Here is a 16,866-nt window from a genome sequence, read left to right on the forward strand (position 1 = left end):
GGACGAAGGTGCGTGCCAGCCGCGCGGGACGGGATCAGTCGGGCAGTTGCCAGATGCCGTAACGACCGTCGCGCAGGCGGCAGCCGACCAGGTCGTACCGGCTCTGGCAGTCACCGCCGGCGTCGAGCAGCAGGTCGAGCCGGCGCGCCGGTGCCCCGGTGGGGTCGAGTCGGGCCAGCACCAGCCCCACCTCGGGCACCGGACGCACCACGTGCACCTGCGGCGCGTACTCGTAGCGGGCCACCATGTTCCACGATCCGTGTTCGGTCAGGGTCGCGCCGGTGTCCAGGTCGAGGGTGAGCATCTCGTTGGTGTTCCGCGCCACCGCGAGGACGTGACGCTCATCGACAAGCACGAGGTCGAGAATGTCGTCACTGCTCCAGCGCACCGCCCCGGTGGCCGGGTCGAGGACCTGCAACCCGCCGCCGGCCAGCCCGGCGCAGAGCAGTGGCCCACAGTCGGTGACGTAGGTCGCCGTCGGCACGGTCACCTGCCAGCGCTGGGTCAGACCGTCGACGCTGAGCGCGGTGATGCTGCTGGAGTTGCGTACCACCGTCACCAGGTCGCCGGCGACCCACGCCTGCTGGTAGCCGCTCGCGTGGTCGGCGGGTGGGGGAAGGCGATGGCGTACCGTCCCGGTCATCGGGTCGATCACCTGGACCTCGCCGTCGACCGTGGCCACCACGATGCTGTCGAGCGTCCCGTCGTCCCGCTGCCGGTAGTCGACGCTGGCCGCCGACAACGACATGGACCACAGCTCACGGGCGTCGGCCAGCTCGATCACCCGTAGCACGGTCGGCTCACTGTCGGTGAAGGTGCGCAGCAGCGCCCAGCCGGGCGTGTCGAGAACCGCGATACCGGGTACCCGCCAGCGTTCCTCGCCGGTGTGGGCGTCGAGTCGCAACGTCTGGCTGGTGCCGGTTTCCTGCCGACCCATGGCGACCAGGACCCCGGCGTCGGCGACCGGATGCACCCGGTAGACCCGGTTGCCCGGGGGCACTGGCACCCGCCACAGCGGTGTCAGCAGCTGCGGTGCGTCGGTGGGACGATCGGGCCGCGGATAGGCGAGCAGTTCCTGGCTGCCGTCGGTGGCCCCGGGCGTCGGGGAGACGGTGAAGACCTGATCGGCGGCGATGAACAGGTCGCTGCCCAGGGTTGCGGGCACGATCGCGTGGATCCGTCCGGCCGGCGGTGCGCCGCCCGCCAGGGTCAGCAGCGCGACAAGTGCCACCACGACGACCGCCACCCGGTGACCACCCGGCCCGGATCGACGGCGTGGCACTGGCGGATCGGTCCGCTCGGTCAGCTCACCGAGGTCGATCAACGTCACGCCTGTCCTCCCCTGACACACACCAGACGCGCGGCGGGCGGGCGGGGTTCCGCCTGTACGATGGCCCGTCGTGGCTGTGCCGGTGGTGAATCCCTCGCTGAACCCCGTCTCCGAGACCGTCGAGACGCGATCAACGACAACACGTCCCCGGCGGCGGCCGACACGCGCCGACGTGCTGGCCATCGGAGCCTACGTGCTGCTCGGCGTCGTCGTCTGCCTGAACTACTGGGCCGACGTGAACAACCGGGTCTCGTCGCACCTGCCCACCGACCACAGCTGGTTCGAGTGGCTCTTCGCACACGGTGCGTACTCGGTGCAGCATCTGGAGAACCCGCTCTTCACCGCCCGGCAGAACGCCCCGGACGGGGTCAACATGATGGCCAACACCTCGCTGCTCGGGGTGACCCTGCCGTTGGCGCCGCTGACCATGCTGCTCGGTCCCCAGGTCGTGTACGCGCTCTACCTGGGTGGGGCGTTGGCCGCCACCGCCGGCACCTCGTACTGGATGCTGTCGCGGCACCTGGTGCGCTCCCGCGCGGCGGCCTTCGTCGGTGGCGCGTTCCTGGGCTTCGCCCCGGGCATCGTGCACCACGCCAACGGTCAGCCCAACTTCGTCTCCAACTTCCTGCTGCCGCTGATCGTGGTGCGGGTGTTCCGGTTGGTCGAGCCGGGCCGGTGGCGGCGCAACGGGCTGGTGCTGGGGCTGCTGGTCGCGTACCAGATCTTCATCAACGAGGAGATGCTGCTGCTCACGGCGCTGGCCTGCCTGGTCGTCGTGATCGCGTACGCGGCGATGCGTCCGCGCGTGGCGTGGGCACGGGCCGGCACGTTCGCGGCCGGCCTGGGCGTCGGTGGTGGGGTGGCGCTGCTGCTGACCGCGTACCCGATCTGGTTCCAGTTCAACGGTCCGCAGTCCTACCGGGGGCTTCAGGGCGGGGTGTTCCACAGCTGGGGCGAGGACGTCGTCGCGTTCGTCACCTTCCCCCGCGACACCATCGCCGGTGACGAGGCGGTGGAGGCGACCATCGGCATGACCGAACAGAACACCTGGTTCGGCTGGCCGCTGGTGCTGCTGTCGGTGGTGGCCCTGGCCCTGCTGGTACGCCGCTCGCTGGTGGCCCGGATCCTGGCCGTGCTGGTGGTGGTCTTCTCGGTCGCCGCGCTCGGCCCGGAGATCCGGTTCAACGGCGAGCTGACCGGGATCGCCGGCCCGTGGTCGTACATTCCGGCGGATCTGCCACTCGTCGAGATGATGATGCCGACCCGGCTGACCCTGGTGACCACCGCCGCGCTCGGCGTACTGCTGACGTTGGCCTGGGACGCGGTGGCACGCAGCCACCGGCCGCCGGTGCCGGCGCCCCGCGCCCCGGAGGCCACGGTCACCGACCGGCGGCGACTGCGCTGGCAGCACGTCGTCGGGTACGCCGCGATCACCCTCGCCCTGCTGCCGCTGCTGCCCCGTCCGCTGCCCGCCGAGCCGGTCGACGCGCCGCCGGACTTCATCACCTCGGGCGCCTGGCGACCGTACGTGCCGGACGGCCGCACGCTGGTGCCGGTGCCCATCCCCAGCAACGTGCACGGCCTGTCCACGCTGCGGTGGAGCGCGCTGACCGGGCACGAGTTCCCGATCCCGGCCGGCTACTTCATCGGCCCGAACGAGGACGGCGAGGGGGTCTTCGGTGCCCCGAACCGGCCCACCAGCACCCTCATCTACCAGACCATGGACGCCGGTGAGCTGCCCGAGATCAGCGACGAGAACCGCCAGCAGGCGGTGGCGGACCTGCGCTTCTGGCGGGCGTCGGTGGTGGTGCTCGGCGCGCATCCCCGCGAGCCGGTGCTGCGGGAACTGCTGACCGCGCTGCTCGGTGAGCCGCAGCGGGTCGACGACGTCTGGCTCTGGGACGTACGCGACCGGGTGTGAGAGGTGGTCATCCCGGGTCGGACGGCAGCGGCTCGGAGACGTGGGCGGTGACGATCCGCCAGCCCTCCGGTAGGCGTACCCAGGTCTGCGTCTGCCGGCCCGTGGTGGCGCCGCCCGCGTACCCGAACCGGGTCGTGACGACCGCGAGGTCCGCGCCGAAGGCGGTGACCACCGTGTCGACCAGCCGGCGGCCGGGCGGCAGCGGTGGTTGCACGGCCCGCCACTTGCGCTGCTCGTCGAGCCCGTACTGGTGGTCGGCCAGGCCGAAGCGCACGGTGGCCTCGGAGTCCCAGAAGTATCCACAGATTCCGTCGACGTCGCCGGCCACGAGCGCCTGCTCGTAGCCGGCGAAGGCGGCCGTCACCTCGGCGACCACGTCCGTCCGGTCGATCTCCATCCGGCGAGGGTCCTTTCTGGGCGGGCGGGACGTGGGTGGGCGCACCCGGCCGGGCGGCGGCGGGCTGGTGCGGGCCGCACCGCCGCCCGGCCGGAGTTCAGCTGTTCACCGCCGGTTCGCGCTTCTCGTCGCCGACCGGCTCGCCGGTCGCCACCGGAACCGCCGGGCCGGTGACGGCGGGAGTCGGGGGTGCCGGAGAGTCCCCGCCGTGCAGGCGGTCCAGTTCGGCCTCCTCCGGCTCGGGCACCCGGGGCGGGTACTTGCCGAGCGCGAAGATCGCGCAGATCACCGCCACGAACAGGTAGCCGAGCGCCACCTGACCGTTGGCGTTCCACCGCACCTCCTCGCCGTGGATCAGGCCGATGAAGGCGAGCACCGATCCCGAGGCGGCGAAGATGGCCGCCTGGACGAAGCGTTTGTCGATGATGAAGGCGACGATCGCGCCGAGCACCAGACCGGCGAGGATCGCGCCCTCGCCGAGAATGCGCAGGCCGTCGTAGACCACTCCGGCACCGGCCAGGGCCTCGTCGCCGACCTCGGCGGCGGTGGTGCCGGCCGCCGCCAGGGCGTTGTTCATCTGCCCGGTCGCCCACGCGGCGATGTTGGGTATCAGGGCCGCCACCACCGCCGCGGCGTGTGCCCGGGGCGTCGCCTGGAACGCCTGGGCGCCGATCAGCAGCCCGATGTAGAGCAGGATCGGCACGATCGCCGCGGTCGGGAAGATCGCGCCGAGCAGGGAGAACATCCCGAGGAAGCAGAGCAGGGCGATGACGATCCCGGTCGCCATCGAATAGCCGGTACGCCCACCGGCGGCCTTCCAGCCCGGGTGGCCGACGTAGACCGCCGGGGGGAACGGCGAGCCGAGGGCGGAGCCGATGACCGCGCCGGCCCCGTCGGCGAGCAGCACACTGCGCAGGTTGTAGTTGTCCCCGGCGGTGGCCGCGCTCTCCACGTTCGTCATCGCCTCGGTGAAGTTGTAGACCCCCAGCGGGATCGCGGTCGCCAGCAGCGGCGCCATGTCGGAGAGCCCACGCAGCAGCAGGTCGAGTTGGAAGGTGGGGACGGCGAACGCGATGTCCCGGGCCGCAGCGGTGACGTCCGGCACCGACATCGCCCCGCCGAGCCAGCCGATCGCCGTACCGAGCAGCAGGGCGGCCAGCCCGATCGGGAAGTTGAACGGCAGTTTCACGTCGGTGAGCAGGCCGATCAGCAGCAGCGCCAGGACCGGCAGAGCGATCCAGGCCAGCCGCCACATCTGGCCGGCCGGGTTCATCGAGATGAAGGTGATCGAGATGCCGGCGAGCGTGCCGAGCAGCGCCGCACGCGGCGTGTAGCGACGGATGTACGGACCGACGAACGCACCGATCAGCACGATCACGCCGATGATGAAGGCCCAGGCCAGCCCCGCTTCCCAGGCGCGCACCGGGTCACCGGTGCTGAGGTAGATGGGCAGCATGATGACGAAGATGACGATGAACATGTGCGGCACGCTCGGCCCGTACGGCAGGGCGGTCACGTCGGAGCGGTTCTCCCGCCGGGCCAGCCGGCGGGCCAGGTGCGTGTAGTAGATGTTTCCCGCGACCAGGGCGATGCCGAGGGCCGGCAGGATCGTGCCGAACACCTCCCGCTCGGGCAGGTTCACCACGAAGAGGCAGAGCCCGGTCAGGGTGAGCACGTTGACCAGGACGTTGACGCCGAAACCGAAGAACGCGTTGGTGTCGCCGCGCACCCAGTACGGCAGCGACGCGACGGAGGGTCTGGTGGGGACCATGGTTGCTCCCGGTCAGGAGGAGGATTGCAACACGGGGGTGGTGGGCAGCACGGCGAGCACGTCCGTCGAGTCGGCGACCCACCCGAAGATGCCGCCCTGGGCGGCGATCATGTCGAGCCCCACCCGATGGAACTCGGGGAAGTAGGACCCGACGCAGTCGGCGAGCACGAGGCACTCGTACCCACGGTCGTTGGCCTCCCGGACCGTGGTGTGCACGCACACCTCGGTGGTCACCCCGGTGACCAGGAGACTGTGGATGGTCCGCTCGGTGAGCAGGGCGTCCAGCCCGGTGGCGTGGAAGGCGCCCTTGCCCGGCTTGTCCACGACCGGCTCGCCGGGCAGCGGCGCCAACTCGTCGACGATGTCGTGGCCGTACTCGCCCCGGACGAGGATCCGGCCCTTGGGCCCCGGGTCGCCGATCCGCTTGCTCGGCAGGCCCCGGTTGAGCTTGGCCGGTGGGCAGTCGGAGAGGTCGGGCAGGTGCCCCTCCCGGGTGTGCACGACCGTCAGTCCGGCGGCCCGGGCGGCGGCCAGCAGCCTCGTCAGCGGCGCGATGGTCCGCCGCAGCTGGCCGACGTCGTTGCCCAAACTCTCGCCGAAACCGCCGGGCTCCAGGAAGTCGCGCTGCATGTCGATGACGAGCAGCGCGGTGGTCGCGGGGTCGAAGGTGTACGGGAAGGGCCGCGCCGCGGCAACTGTCAACATGGCTCACCTCACCTGGTCGTGGCGGCGATGACGGCGTCGGAGGTGGCGACGCAGCCGAACACGCCGCCCTGCATGGTCACCATGTGCAGCGCGGCGTCGTGGTTGTCCTTGTCGGTGGCACCGGTGCAGTCGGCGAGGATCAGACACTCGTAGCCCCGGTCGTTCGCCTCGCGCATCGTGGTGTGCACGCAGACGTCGGTGGTGATGCCGGTGAGGATCAGGTGGGTGATCCCCCGGGTACGCAGCACCAGGTCGAGATTCGTGGCGTAGAAGGCGCCCTTGCCGGGCTTGTCGACGACCACCTCGCCGGGCGCCGGGGCGACCTCGGGCACGATCTCCCAGCCGGGCTCGCCCTTGACCAGGATCCGTCCGCACGGTCCGGCCGCGCCGATCTCGGCGCCGATCTGCGCCGAGCGCCAGCGTTTGTTCGCCGGCAGGTCGGACAGGTCGGGGTCGTGCCCCTCCCGGGTGTGCACGACGAGCATGCCGAGCGACCGGGCGTGCTCCAGCAGCCGGGCGGTGGCCGGCAGCCCGGCCCGGGTGAGGCCGATGTCGTAGCCCATCGCGTCGACGTAGCCGCCCGGGCCGCAGAAGTCGGTCTGCCAGTCGATGCAGAGCAGTGCGGTACGCGCGGTGTCGGCCGTGCCGTCGTACGGCCACGGGTAGGGGTTCGCCGTTACCGGCCCGATGCTGCCCATCCTCTCCTCCTCCGGTTGTCAACTCCGCTGCGCCGCGGCCCGGCGGTAGGCCCGCCACCCGCCGGCGGCGCTGATGTCCTCGGCACCCGAAACGGCCGCGTACGCCTCGCAGAGGAAACCGAGCACGTCCCGCCCGTCGTGCAGCCGGACCCAGCCCAGCGACAGCGGGGCCGGCACCCCGGTCAGCAGCTCGCCGACGGCGGCCACCGGCAGCCGCCACAGCTCGACCTCGATCGGGTGCCCGTCCGGGTCGGTGTCGGCGACCCGGACCAGGCCGGGCAGTCCTGCGCCGTCGGCCGTCGCCAGGCGGTAGAGCCGGTAGCGCGGCGCGGTGCGTGCGGCACCGGCGAGCGTGGCGCCCCGTTCGGTCAGCTCCGCGTTGCGGGACTCGCCGGCCAGGTGCCGCCCGACGACGGCGATCAGCACCTGCGCCGACCCGGTCACCGAGGCGGTGGGTACGGCCGGCGGACGGGCACCCACCGGGGTTGGCGCCGGCAGGTCCGTGCCGGCCTGGTCGGCGGGCGCGGCGGCAGCAGGGGTGGCCCGGGAAGCGGCGGTGAAGGCGGCGGCGAGCTGCGCCAAAGTGGTGTCGCTGAACGCGGGGCCGAGCAGGGTCAGGCTCGCCGGCCGGCCCGCTGCGGTGAACCCGTTGGGCACGGTCACCGCCGCCAGGTCGAGCAGGTTGGCGAACTGGGTGTAGCGGCCGAGCACCGTGTTACGGCCGATCGGGTCCTCGGCGACCTCGGCGAGCGTGAAGGTCGTGCCGACGGTGGGCAGCACCAGCACGTCGACCTCGTGCCACAGCTGGTCGACCTGGGCCCGCAACTCGCGCAACCGGTGCTGCCCCCGGAAGGCGTCGATCGCGTCGTAGCGCCGGCCGGTCTCCAGCACGCTGCGGGTCACCGGCAGGACGGCCTCGGGATGTTCCCGCAGGAAGCCGTCCAGCCCGGCGAGCCGTTCGGCCACCCACGGTCCCTGGTAGAGCAGCTCGCCCGCCTCGAGGAAGCTCTGCAACGGCACCGACCCGACCTGGCCGACCAGACCCCGTAGCGCCTGCACGCCCGCGGCTAACCGGACCGCCTGTCCGGCGTCGCCGAAGAACTCCAGGTCTTCTGCGTGGGGCACACCGAGGCGTAGCGTGCCCGGCATGCGGGCCACCACCCGCTCCGCCGGTAGCGGACGCCCCCACGGGTCGGCCGCCGAGACGCCGCGCGCGGCGTGCAGCACGTCCACCGCGTCCGCGACGTCGGTGGCGAAGACCGAGACGCAGTCGAGCGAACGGCAGGCGGGCACCACTCCGGCGGTGCTGAGCAGGCCCCGGGTGGGCTTGAGGCCGACGATGCCGTTCAGCGCCGCCGGCACCCGGCCGGAGCCGGCCGTGTCCGTGCCCAGGGCGAAGCTGACCTGGCCGGCGGCGACCGCCACGGCCGAGCCGGAGCTGGAACCGCCGGAGATCAACCCTCCGCCGAAGACGCTCGCGCAGCTGCCGTACGGCGAACGCGACCCGGTCAGGCCGGTGGCGAACTGGTCGAGGTTGGTCTTGCCGACGAGCAGGGCACCGGCGTCGAGCAGCCGGCGCACCACGGGCGCGTCCTCGACGGCGGCGTACCCGAAGTCGGGGCAGCCGGCGGTGGTGGTCATGCCGGCGACGTCGATGTTGTCCTTGACCGCGAACGGTATCCCGTACAGCGGCAGGGTCGCGGGGTCGGCGGTGGCCGCCAGCCGCTCGGCGCGGGCGAGGAGCTGGCCGGCCGGCACGGTGCTGATCCAGACCGGCCCGTCGTCCGCTCCGGACAGCCCGGCCAGGACCCGTTCCGCCAGGTCGGTGGGGGTCAGGCCGCCGTGGCGGTACGCCGACCGCAGCTCCGAGATCGATCCGATCCGCTCTGGCATACAGTCGATTGTCGACAGTTGTGTTTCCAGGGGGCGCGCGCCAGGTAACGACGCCGTGACGGCCGACCGGAGGAGCTAGCCGAGATACGAGCGCGCCCCGTGCTCGGACAGCACGGCAAGCACCAGCTCCGGGTCACCGGCGGCGACCGCCTCGAAGAGCCGTTCGTGCCGGTGGACGCCGTCCTGCGGCTGCGCCACCTCCGCCTCGCGGCGCAGGTTGATCGCCATGTACAGCTGCAACTTCACCAGAATCGAGTCGTACACGGTGGAGAGCTGCCGATTGCCGGCCAGCGCCACCAGCGCGACGTGGAACGCCCGGTGCGACTCGGCCACCGCCAGCCGATCACCGTCCCGGGTCGCCTCCCGCATCTGGTCCAACGCCGCCCGCAGTCCGGCCAGGTCGCTGTCCCGACGCACCGGGATCGCCGACCGCACCGCGAAGCGTTCCAGCACGTCACGCAGCTCGTACAGCTCCCGCACGTCGCGATCGGACAGGGTGGCGACCCGGACCCCCCGGCGCGGGACGTGCTCGACCAGGCCCCGCTGCGCCAGCAGCCGCAACGCTTCGCGCAGCGGCGCCCGGCTGATCCCGAGCCGTCGGGTCAGTTGCTCCTCCACCAGCCGTTCACCGGGATCACTCCGGCCGCTGAGGATCTCCCGGGTCAGCCGGGCGACGGCGAGCTCCACCAGACTGACACTCTCCAGCTCGCCCTCCGCCGGCGATGCGGCCACGTCGTTCACCCCGACGAGTGTGCCACCTGCCGCCGGAGCCGCCCGCGGACGCGTCAGCCCACGAGAGGCCGGACATCCCAGACGAGGGCACCGTCGATCTCCCGGGCCGGGCCGAGCAGCGCCTCGACCGTCCTACGCACCGGGTCACCGTGGTGCAGTCCGCCCTGCACGACCACGGCCGCCCGCCAGTGCCTCAGGTCGGCCACCGCCTGCCGGCGGTCGGTGTCGCTGATCGGCGGCAGCTCACCGGTGTCGGCCACCCGGCGCAGCAGCAACGACGTGGGCCGGTCCGGGGCGCCCCACCGGGCCGCCGGGTCGTCCGGGGAACGGGGGCCGATGAAGAATCCGCCCGGTGCGGTGAAGGCCAACCCGGTGCGGGCGGACCAGAGCATCGCCGGGCTCTGGCCCGCGTTGGTCACCGGCGGCACGGCCACCACGGTCCGCCCCGCCGGCACGTAGGCCCGCCAGGTGCCCTCCGCCACGAACGCCGGCACCTGCCAGACCGGGACGGTACGGATCGGGGTCGGGGTCAGCGGCAGCAGCGCGGCGGCCATCGCGCCGGCCCAGAGCAGCCGCACCGGCACCGCGTCCGGTCGCGTCGCGGTGCTGACCGCCTGCCGTCGCACCCGGTCCACGGAGAGGGCGAGCAGGATGCCCAGCACCGGCACGCAGACCAGCGCGAACCGGGCCGGCACCACGTGGTCGAGCAGGGGCAGCTCGGCGATCAGCCGGTACGGACCGGGCAGGTCGGTCAACGCTCCGTCGAGGCGTACCCGGGGACCGAGGGAGAGCAGGGCGAACACCACTGCGCAGCCGGCCAGCGCCCGGACCAGCGGGCGACGCCACAGCCACACCGTCACGACCAGGGCCAGCACCAGCAGACCCGGCCCGAAGAAGGAGTTCTCCTCGGTGGCGTTGGGTGCCAGCAGAGCCGGCAGGCGATGGTCGCCGAAGACGGTCTGCCGGGCGGTGGCGGTGAACGACGCGGCGTCCAACTGAAAGCCGTACGCGTGGAACGGCATCCCCCGGTAGTGGCCGGGGCCGAAGAACTGGAACCACAGCGGGTAGGCCAGCAGCGCCGCCGCCACCACCGCGCCGACCGCGATCCGGCCGGCCGTGGCCGGGGCGAGCCGACGTGCGGCGGCCCGGTCGGCCAGCGCGTACCCGACGACGAGGACGCCGGCGGCCAGCGCCGCCAGGAGCAGCACCTCCTCGCCGAGGAAGACCTGGTACGTCACGACCAGACCGAGCAGCACCCCGGGGCGCCACACCCGCGACCAGATGCCCGACGAGGACGCGTTCGCATCGGCGGGGTCGGGGGCGAACACCAGTGCCAGGATCACCGGCACCAGGAACTGGGCGGCCATGTGCAGGTGCGATCCGGCCTGCGCGACCATGCCGGGCGCGAAGCCGCAGACCAGTCCGCCGACCGCGGCGGCCAGCCGGGATTCGACCAGCCGGCGGCGCAGCAGTACGTACCAGGCGGTGGCCGTGCCGGCCAGGCACCCGACCACCGCCACCCCGAAGGCCACCTGCGAGCCGAACAGCAGGGTGACCGGGGCCAGCGGGACGCCGAGGCCGAGCACCGAGGTGTTGGCCATCAGGTTCACCCCGTCGGGCGCGTTCAGCGCTTCGCTCCACAGTGGATGTGCCCGACCGGAGACGACCCGGGCGGCGTGGGCCAGCATCCACTCGAAGAGGATCTGGTCGCCGGCCTGGTGGAAGAGTCGGTCCGGTCGGCCCCACTGCCGGCTGGTCAGCCAGCCGGCCAGCGCCAGGTAGCCGGCCACCACCGCCAAATCAGGCATACCCGGGCGGAGCCGCCAACGGCGACGGGGGCGGGTCTGCGCCTCCCGATCGAGCGTACCGACCGACATCAGGCCCGGGGGTCGGTGAGTGACCGTACGTCCCACACCCAGACGTCCAGTTCGAGCCGGGCCGGTCCGACCAGTTGCTCGACGGTCTGCCGCAGTGACTCCGAGTGCGGCTGCCGGACCGGCAGCACCAGGATCGCCGCCCGCCAGTACCGCAGCTCGTCCAGGGACCGGCGTCGCTGGCGGTCGTTCAGCTCAGGGGTCCGGCCGGTGGTGGCGACCTCCTCCAGCAGCTTCCCGATGCCGCTGGGTCGGCCACCGAAGCGACCGGGGTCGCCGGTGTTGCCGTTGCGGGGGGCGAGGAAGTAGCCGCCGGGGATCTTGAAATCGAGGTTGGTGGCGGCGGCCCAGCGCATGCCGTGGGTGTTGCCCATGCTCGGCACCGGGATCGGCACCAGCGTCTGGTCCGGCGCGACGTAGGCGCGCCACCGGTCGGAGGTGATGAAGTCCGGCACCGGCGGTCGGGACGTCATCGGCAGCGGCATGGGGGTGATCGGCAGCAACGCGAGCACCAGACCGGCGGCGGTGAGCGTACGCACGGTCCGCCGGTCCAGGGACAGCGTACTGGTCCGCTCGATGGCCAGGGCCAGCAGGATCGCCACCACCACGCTGGTGATCATGCCGAACCGGGTCGGCACCACCGCGTCGAGCAACGGCAGCCGGACCAGCCACTCCCACGGACCGACGACCAGTTCCCGGTCCCACCAGCTGACCCGCTCGCCGAGGGAGAGGATGGCGTAGAACGCGGCGGTCGCGGCGAGCGCCCGGACCAGCACCTCCCGCCGGAGCCAGAGGACGATCCCGACGGCGATCAGCGCCAGACTCCACCCGAAGAACGCGTTCTCCTCCGAGTAGTTCGGCGCGAGGTTGACGTTCGCCCGCTGGTTGCCGCCGACGGTGGGTGAACCGGGGGCGAAGTAGGCGGCGATGTCGTTGCCGTAGTCACGCACCGCCTCACTGAGCCCGTGATACGCCATCGGACCGGCGAACTGGATGTACAGCGGGTACGCCAGCAGCGCGCCGGCGATCACCGTGCAGGTGGCCAGCGCCTTGGCCAACGGCCGCCAGGCCGCCGACCAGAGCCCGGGCCGCTGGACGACCACCGCGATCAGGAAGATCCCGCAACCCATCGCGGTGAAGAGCAGGATCTCCTCATTGATGAACGCCTGCACGGTGACCAGCAGGGCCAGCAGCGCACCGTCCCGAAACGGTCGGGTCGACCTCGTGATCACCATGACCCGCCACACGATGAACGGCAGCAGGAACTGACTGATGATGTTCGGATGCCAGCTGGCGTGCGACAGCATCGCCGGTGAGAAGCCACAGAACCAACCGCCCACCACCGCGGCGAGCCGGTTGCTCACCACGTGCCGGGACAGCACGAAGTACCAGGCCGAGGCGGTCCCGGCCAGACCGAGCGTCACCAGCAGCACGAAGGTCACGGCCGGTCCGAACAGCAGGGTCACCGGCACCATCGGGATGCCCAGGGCGAGGATGGCCGTGTTGGCCATCAGGTTGACCCCGTCGGGGTAGTTGAACTGCTCGGTGAAGAAGGGGAACTCGCCGTGCAGGACCACTCGTACCGAGTGGGCGAGGAAGAACTGCACCTGGGCCGGGTCGCTGCTGTAGAGCGAGGCCACCCGCCCGGCCGGGTCCATCCAGATCTGGCTGGTCACCCAGAGCGCGGTCACCAGGAACCCGCCGAAGACGGCGAGATCCCGTCGCCGGGGAGTCCACCTGAACCGGCGTCGGCGTTCCGGTGCGGCGTCGACGTCGTCGGCACCTCGCGTACCGTCGGCCGACGCGGTCTCCGGCAGCTGCCCGTCAGCCCCGGCCTCGGTGGCGGGTGCCTCGGTGGCGGGTGCCGCTCCGTCGATCGCCACGGCCTGGACCATGGCCGGCTCGACGGTGGGTGCGGTCTCCGGTGTGAGCGCGTCGGCGTCGTTGCGCGCCCCGTCACCCACGGTGACAACTTCGGACGGAGAGTCGGCGACGTCGGCGGATCTCGGCAGCGCGGCGGCGCGGGTCTCGGCAGGCGTCACAGTCGGCGGAGTCTACCCGAGTGGGGAAAGTGCCCCAAGTCAGACGCGATGTCCCCTGTGGCCGGTGTGGTGACCGCGCGACGCAGCGTACGGTGGCCCGAAGCATCGGCGGGACATCTCGTACTATTGCCCTCCGACACGACGACGCGATCCGATCGGGGGCGTGACAGGTGGCTCCAGCCCGTTGGCGCGGCTTGACCGCCACCGGCCTGTCCACCCTGCTGATCGCGGTCACCGCGTGCGGGCCGGTCGCCGAGCGTCAGGCACGGGACCTGCGGGTCGGCTACGACAGCATGGACGGCGCCTTGACGGTGTGGCCGCCGCGCGGCTCACTGGCCGAGGACACGACGGCGACCGCCGCCGTCACCGAGGCGGTACGCGACTGGCGCTCGCCCGTGGACGACCGGGTGCACGTACCCTCCTCCGGCATTCTCTTCTCCGGTGAGGTCGACGGCCGTCCGCTGGCCCTGGTCGCCGCTTCGGTACCCGGCGAGGCCGCGTCCTGGCTGCTTCAGCTCACCGGCGACGGCGACCGGTACACGGTCAGTCACGCCACCGAGTACACCGACCCCGGCTACCTGGTCTACTCCGACGTGCTGCCGGTCCAGTCCGCCGACGGCCGGCGCTACCTGACCTCCGAACGGGTTCGGCGGCTCGTCGGGCCGAACGGTCGCATCGTCTCCGACCGCGACGGCCTGACCAGCCCCGTCGAGGTGCCCCGGTGCCGAGCGGTGACCGTCACCGCCACCCTGCGCTCCACCGAGTCGTTGCCTCGGGGTCGGGCCACCGACCGGCTGCTCGACCTCGGCACCGGCATCACCGCCCCGCGATATCCGCTGGTACGCGACGAGAGCGGCTCCGGCCGACGCGCCCTGACCGGCCTCGACACCTGCCTGCTGGCCGACGAGGACGGCCCGTTCGGCAGCATCGACCGGCGGGTCGGCGACCGGGACGTCCCGCAGTCGGTGCCGGCGTCCTGGCCGATGGCGAAACTCGCGGTGCGTACGCTCGGCGAGTTGTCGCTCGACGGGGGCGAGCCGGCCGAGTTGGAGCAGCTCACCTGGGAGAGTGCCGAGGGCACGATGAGCGCGGTGGTGTACCGGCCCGCCGGCGACGGTGCGGTGGTGCTCTCCCCCGCCGACCGGACGAACCCGTTGCAGGTCTACGAGCTGCCGGTGCCGGATCAGCCGCTGGTCGTGCTGAGCTGGCGCGCCACCAAGGACACCGCGCTCTCGGTGCCGCCCAACACGATCCGCCTGGTCGACCGCCCCGGCCTGGTGGTGGCTCCCCTCCCCGAGCGCCGCGAGACCTTCAGCCTGGCCGCCGCCGAAAAGACCCACTACCGCTCCGCCGGCTCCCCCCGCCGCTAACCCCCACTCCCCACCCCCACCCCCCGGCCCCCGCCCCCGGGTTGATCATGAAGTTGTTGTCGCGCCACGCCGGAGGCAGTGACAACAACTTCATGATCAACGCCGCGAGGCACCCGCGCGGGGTCGGGCGGGAAGGTTAGTTGGGGGTGGAGTTGGCGGTGAGGTGGGGTGGGTCGACCGGCTCGGTGTCGAGGCGGGAGATCCAGCCGGTCACGTCGCGGGCCACGTCCTGAGCGGTCAGGCCGAGGTCGGTCAGGAGCTGGTTGCGGGAGCCGTGCGGATACCAGCCGGCCGGTACGCCCAGATCGCGCAGCGGCACCCGGACACCGGCGTCGCGCATGGCCTGGGCGAGCGCGTCGCCGACCCCGCCGGAGCGGACGCCGTCCTCGACGGTCACCACCAGCCGGTGCTCGGTGGCCAGCTCGACCAGCTCCGCCGGAACCGGACGGACCCAGCGCGGGTCGACCACGGTCACCCCGTAGCCCTGCTCGGCCACCCGGGCGGCGACGTCCACGCCGAGCTGACCGAAGGCACCCACCGCGACCAGCAGCACGTCGGTACGCGCCGACTCCGCCAGCACGTCGACCGGCCCGACCCGCCGCAGAGCGGGCAGATCGGCGGCGACCGCGCCGGTCGGGAAGCGGACGATCGTCGGGCCGTCGTCGACGGCGACCGCCTCGCGCAGCTCCTCACGCAGCGTGGCGGCGTCCCGGGGGGCCGCGATCCGCAGGCCCGGCACCACGCCGAAGACCGACATGTCCCAGATGCCGTAGTGGCTCGGCCCGTCGGGCCCGGTGATCCCGGCCCGGTCCAGCACGAAGGTGACCGGCAGCTTGTGCATCGCCACGTCCAGCAGGACCTGGTCGAACGCCCGGTTGAGGAAGGTCGCGTAGACCGCCACCACCGGGTGCAGCCCACCGAGCGCCAGGCCGGCCGCCGAGGTGGCGGCGTGCTGTTCGGCGATGCCCACGTCGTAGGTGCGCTCCGGGTACTTGCGGGCCAGCTTCGCGATGCCGGTCGGCCCGGCCATCGCCGCGGTGATGCCCACCACGTCGGGCCGCTCGTCCGCGATCGCGACCAGCTCGTCGGCGAAGACGTGGGTCCACTTCACCGACGGCGCGGCGGTGGCCTTGCCGTCGGCGATGTCGAAGGCGCCGGGGCTGTGGAAGCAGTCCGCCTCGTCCTCCTCGGCGGGGCGGTAGCCGTAGCCCTTGCGGGTCACCGCGTGCACGATCACCGGGCCGCCGAAGTTCTTCGCCGCCCGCAACGCCGTCTCGACGGCGGCGATGTCATGCCCGTCGACCGGGCCGACGTACTTGATGCCGAGATCCTCGAACATCGCCTGCGGGGCGACCGCGTCCTTGATGCCCTTCTTGACCGCGTGCAGCACCTCGTACATCGGCTTGCCGACCAGCGGGGTCGAGCCGAGGGCGTCCTTGACGGCGTCCAGCACCTTCTCGTAGCCGGGGTTGAGCCGCAGCGTCGAGAGGTGATGGGCCAGACCACCGATCGTCGGCGCGTACGAGCGGCCGTTGTCGTTGACCACGATGACCAGCGGGTTGTCGGTGGCGGCGATGTTGTTCAGCGCCTCCCAGCACATGCCGCCGGTCAACGCCCCGTCACCCACCACGGCGACGACGCTGCGCGACTCGCCACGCAGCGCGTACGCCTTGGCCAGCCCGTCGGCGTAGGACAGGGCGGTCGAGGCGTGCGAGTTCTCGATGAGGTCGTGCTCGCTCTCGGCCTGGTTGGGGTAGCCGGAGAGCCCGCCCCGCTGGCGCAGCTGGTCGAACCCGCCCTGCCGGCCGGTGACGATCTTGTGCACGTACGCCTGGTGGCCGGTGTCGAACAGCAGCCGGTCCCGGGGAGAGTCGAAGACCCGGTGCAGGGCCAGGGTGAGTTCCACCACGCCCAGGTTGGGCCCGATGTGCCCACCGGTACGCGACACCTTGGCGATCAGGAAGTCGCGGATCTCGGCGGCGAGGATGTCCAGTTCGGTGGCGGACATCCGCTTGACGTCCTGGGGACCGTGCACCGTGGCCAGCAGCCGGCCGTGGTTGGCCGTGTCCTCTTCAACACTCATGACCGCAGAGTCTATCGGCCCTCGCGCACCCCGCAGCCCGGGCGCGGTGA

General features: G+C 72.2%; 12 protein-coding genes. 2 read left to right on the top strand and 10 right to left on the bottom strand.

Features of this window, described 5'->3' with window-relative positions:
- Positions 1-34: 34 nt before the first annotated feature.
- Positions 35-1,330, bottom strand: a complete 1,296-nt coding sequence (locus O3597_RS17395) for a PQQ-binding-like beta-propeller repeat protein (protein WP_281601786.1) — start codon at positions 1,328-1,330, stop codon at positions 35-37.
- Positions 1,331-1,427: 97 nt separating this feature from the next.
- Here O3597_RS17395 and O3597_RS17400 point away from each other — a divergent pair, with 97 nt between their 5' ends.
- Positions 1,428-3,251 carry a hypothetical protein gene (locus O3597_RS17400; protein ID WP_281604569.1) on the top strand — a complete coding sequence of 608 codons (1,824 nt, stop codon included), beginning with the start codon at positions 1,428-1,430 and terminating at the stop codon, positions 3,249-3,251.
- 7 nt (positions 3,252-3,258) lie between these two features.
- Here O3597_RS17400 and hpxZ read toward each other — a convergent pair whose 3' ends face one another.
- The 8 genes from hpxZ to O3597_RS17440 form a co-directional block, all read right to left on the bottom strand.
- Entirely contained in the window at positions 3,259-3,648 is a 390-nt protein-coding gene (gene hpxZ / locus O3597_RS17405; protein ID WP_164445556.1) for an oxalurate catabolism protein HpxZ, read from the bottom strand.
- Between the two features lie 97 nt (positions 3,649-3,745).
- Positions 3,746-5,419 (bottom strand): regulator, encoded by a 1,674-nt coding sequence (locus O3597_RS17410; RefSeq protein WP_164445557.1) that lies wholly within the window; start codon positions 5,417-5,419, stop codon positions 3,746-3,748.
- Between the two features lie 12 nt (positions 5,420-5,431).
- Positions 5,432-6,124: a cysteine hydrolase gene (locus tag O3597_RS17415; protein ID WP_281601787.1), complete on the bottom strand. Its 693-nt coding sequence runs from the start codon at positions 6,122-6,124 to the stop codon at positions 5,432-5,434.
- A gap of 8 nt (positions 6,125-6,132) precedes the next feature.
- Positions 6,133-6,822, bottom strand: coding sequence for an isochorismatase family cysteine hydrolase (locus O3597_RS17420; RefSeq protein ID WP_164445559.1), 690 nt, complete (start codon positions 6,820-6,822; stop codon positions 6,133-6,135).
- Between the two features lie 18 nt (positions 6,823-6,840).
- Positions 6,841-8,715, bottom strand: a complete 1,875-nt coding sequence (gene atzF, locus O3597_RS17425; RefSeq protein WP_281601788.1) for an allophanate hydrolase — start codon at positions 8,713-8,715, stop codon at positions 6,841-6,843.
- Between the two features lie 75 nt (positions 8,716-8,790).
- Positions 8,791-9,456 carry a GntR family transcriptional regulator gene (locus O3597_RS17430; RefSeq protein ID WP_281601789.1) on the bottom strand — a complete coding sequence of 222 codons (666 nt, stop codon included), beginning with the start codon at positions 9,454-9,456 and terminating at the stop codon, positions 8,791-8,793.
- Between the two features lie 44 nt (positions 9,457-9,500).
- Positions 9,501-11,255 carry a hypothetical protein gene (locus tag O3597_RS17435; protein ID WP_281601790.1) on the bottom strand — a complete coding sequence of 585 codons (1,755 nt, stop codon included), beginning with the start codon at positions 11,253-11,255 and terminating at the stop codon, positions 9,501-9,503.
- Between the two features lie 68 nt (positions 11,256-11,323).
- The gene (locus O3597_RS17440; protein WP_281604570.1) at positions 11,324-13,216 is read right to left on the bottom strand and encodes a hypothetical protein; all 1,893 of its coding nucleotides are present in this window, start codon (positions 13,214-13,216) and stop codon (positions 11,324-11,326) included.
- A 317-nt stretch (positions 13,217-13,533) separates the two neighbouring features.
- Here O3597_RS17440 and O3597_RS17445 point away from each other — a divergent pair, with 317 nt between their 5' ends.
- Positions 13,534-14,733 carry a hypothetical protein gene (locus tag O3597_RS17445; protein ID WP_281601791.1) on the top strand — a complete coding sequence of 400 codons (1,200 nt, stop codon included), beginning with the start codon at positions 13,534-13,536 and terminating at the stop codon, positions 14,731-14,733.
- A gap of 136 nt (positions 14,734-14,869) precedes the next feature.
- Here the strand turns inward: O3597_RS17445 and dxs are convergent, their stop codons facing one another.
- Positions 14,870-16,816 carry a 1-deoxy-D-xylulose-5-phosphate synthase gene (gene dxs / locus O3597_RS17450; RefSeq protein ID WP_281601792.1) on the bottom strand — a complete coding sequence of 649 codons (1,947 nt, stop codon included), beginning with the start codon at positions 16,814-16,816 and terminating at the stop codon, positions 14,870-14,872.
- Between the last annotated feature and the right edge of the window lie 50 nt (positions 16,817-16,866).

It is taken from the genome of Verrucosispora sp. WMMA2044, assembly GCF_027497155.1.
Classification (GTDB): Bacteria; Actinomycetota; Actinomycetes; order Mycobacteriales; family Micromonosporaceae; genus Micromonospora; species Micromonospora palythoicola.

Excerpts from the sequence above, each read along its gene's own strand:
- hpxZ (WP_164445556.1), bottom strand. The coding sequence starts at position 3,648 with ATGGAGATCGACCGGACGGACGTGGTCGCCGAGGTGACGGCCGCCTTC.
- O3597_RS17435 (WP_281601790.1), bottom strand. The coding sequence starts at position 11,255 with ATGCCTGATTTGGCGGTGGTGGCCGGCTACCTGGCGCTGGCCGGCTGG.
- O3597_RS17440 (WP_281604570.1), bottom strand. The coding sequence starts at position 13,216 with ATGGTCCAGGCCGTGGCGATCGACGGAGCGGCACCCGCCACCGAGGCA.
- O3597_RS17420 (WP_164445559.1), bottom strand. The coding sequence starts at position 6,822 with ATGGGCAGCATCGGGCCGGTAACGGCGAACCCCTACCCGTGGCCGTAC.
- atzF (WP_281601788.1), bottom strand. The coding sequence starts at position 8,715 with ATGCCAGAGCGGATCGGATCGATCTCGGAGCTGCGGTCGGCGTACCGC.
- O3597_RS17415 (WP_281601787.1), bottom strand. The coding sequence starts at position 6,124 with ATGTTGACAGTTGCCGCGGCGCGGCCCTTCCCGTACACCTTCGACCCC.
- O3597_RS17410 (WP_164445557.1), bottom strand. The coding sequence starts at position 5,419 with ATGGTCCCCACCAGACCCTCCGTCGCGTCGCTGCCGTACTGGGTGCGC.
- dxs (WP_281601792.1), bottom strand. The coding sequence starts at position 16,816 with ATGAGTGTTGAAGAGGACACGGCCAACCACGGCCGGCTGCTGGCCACG.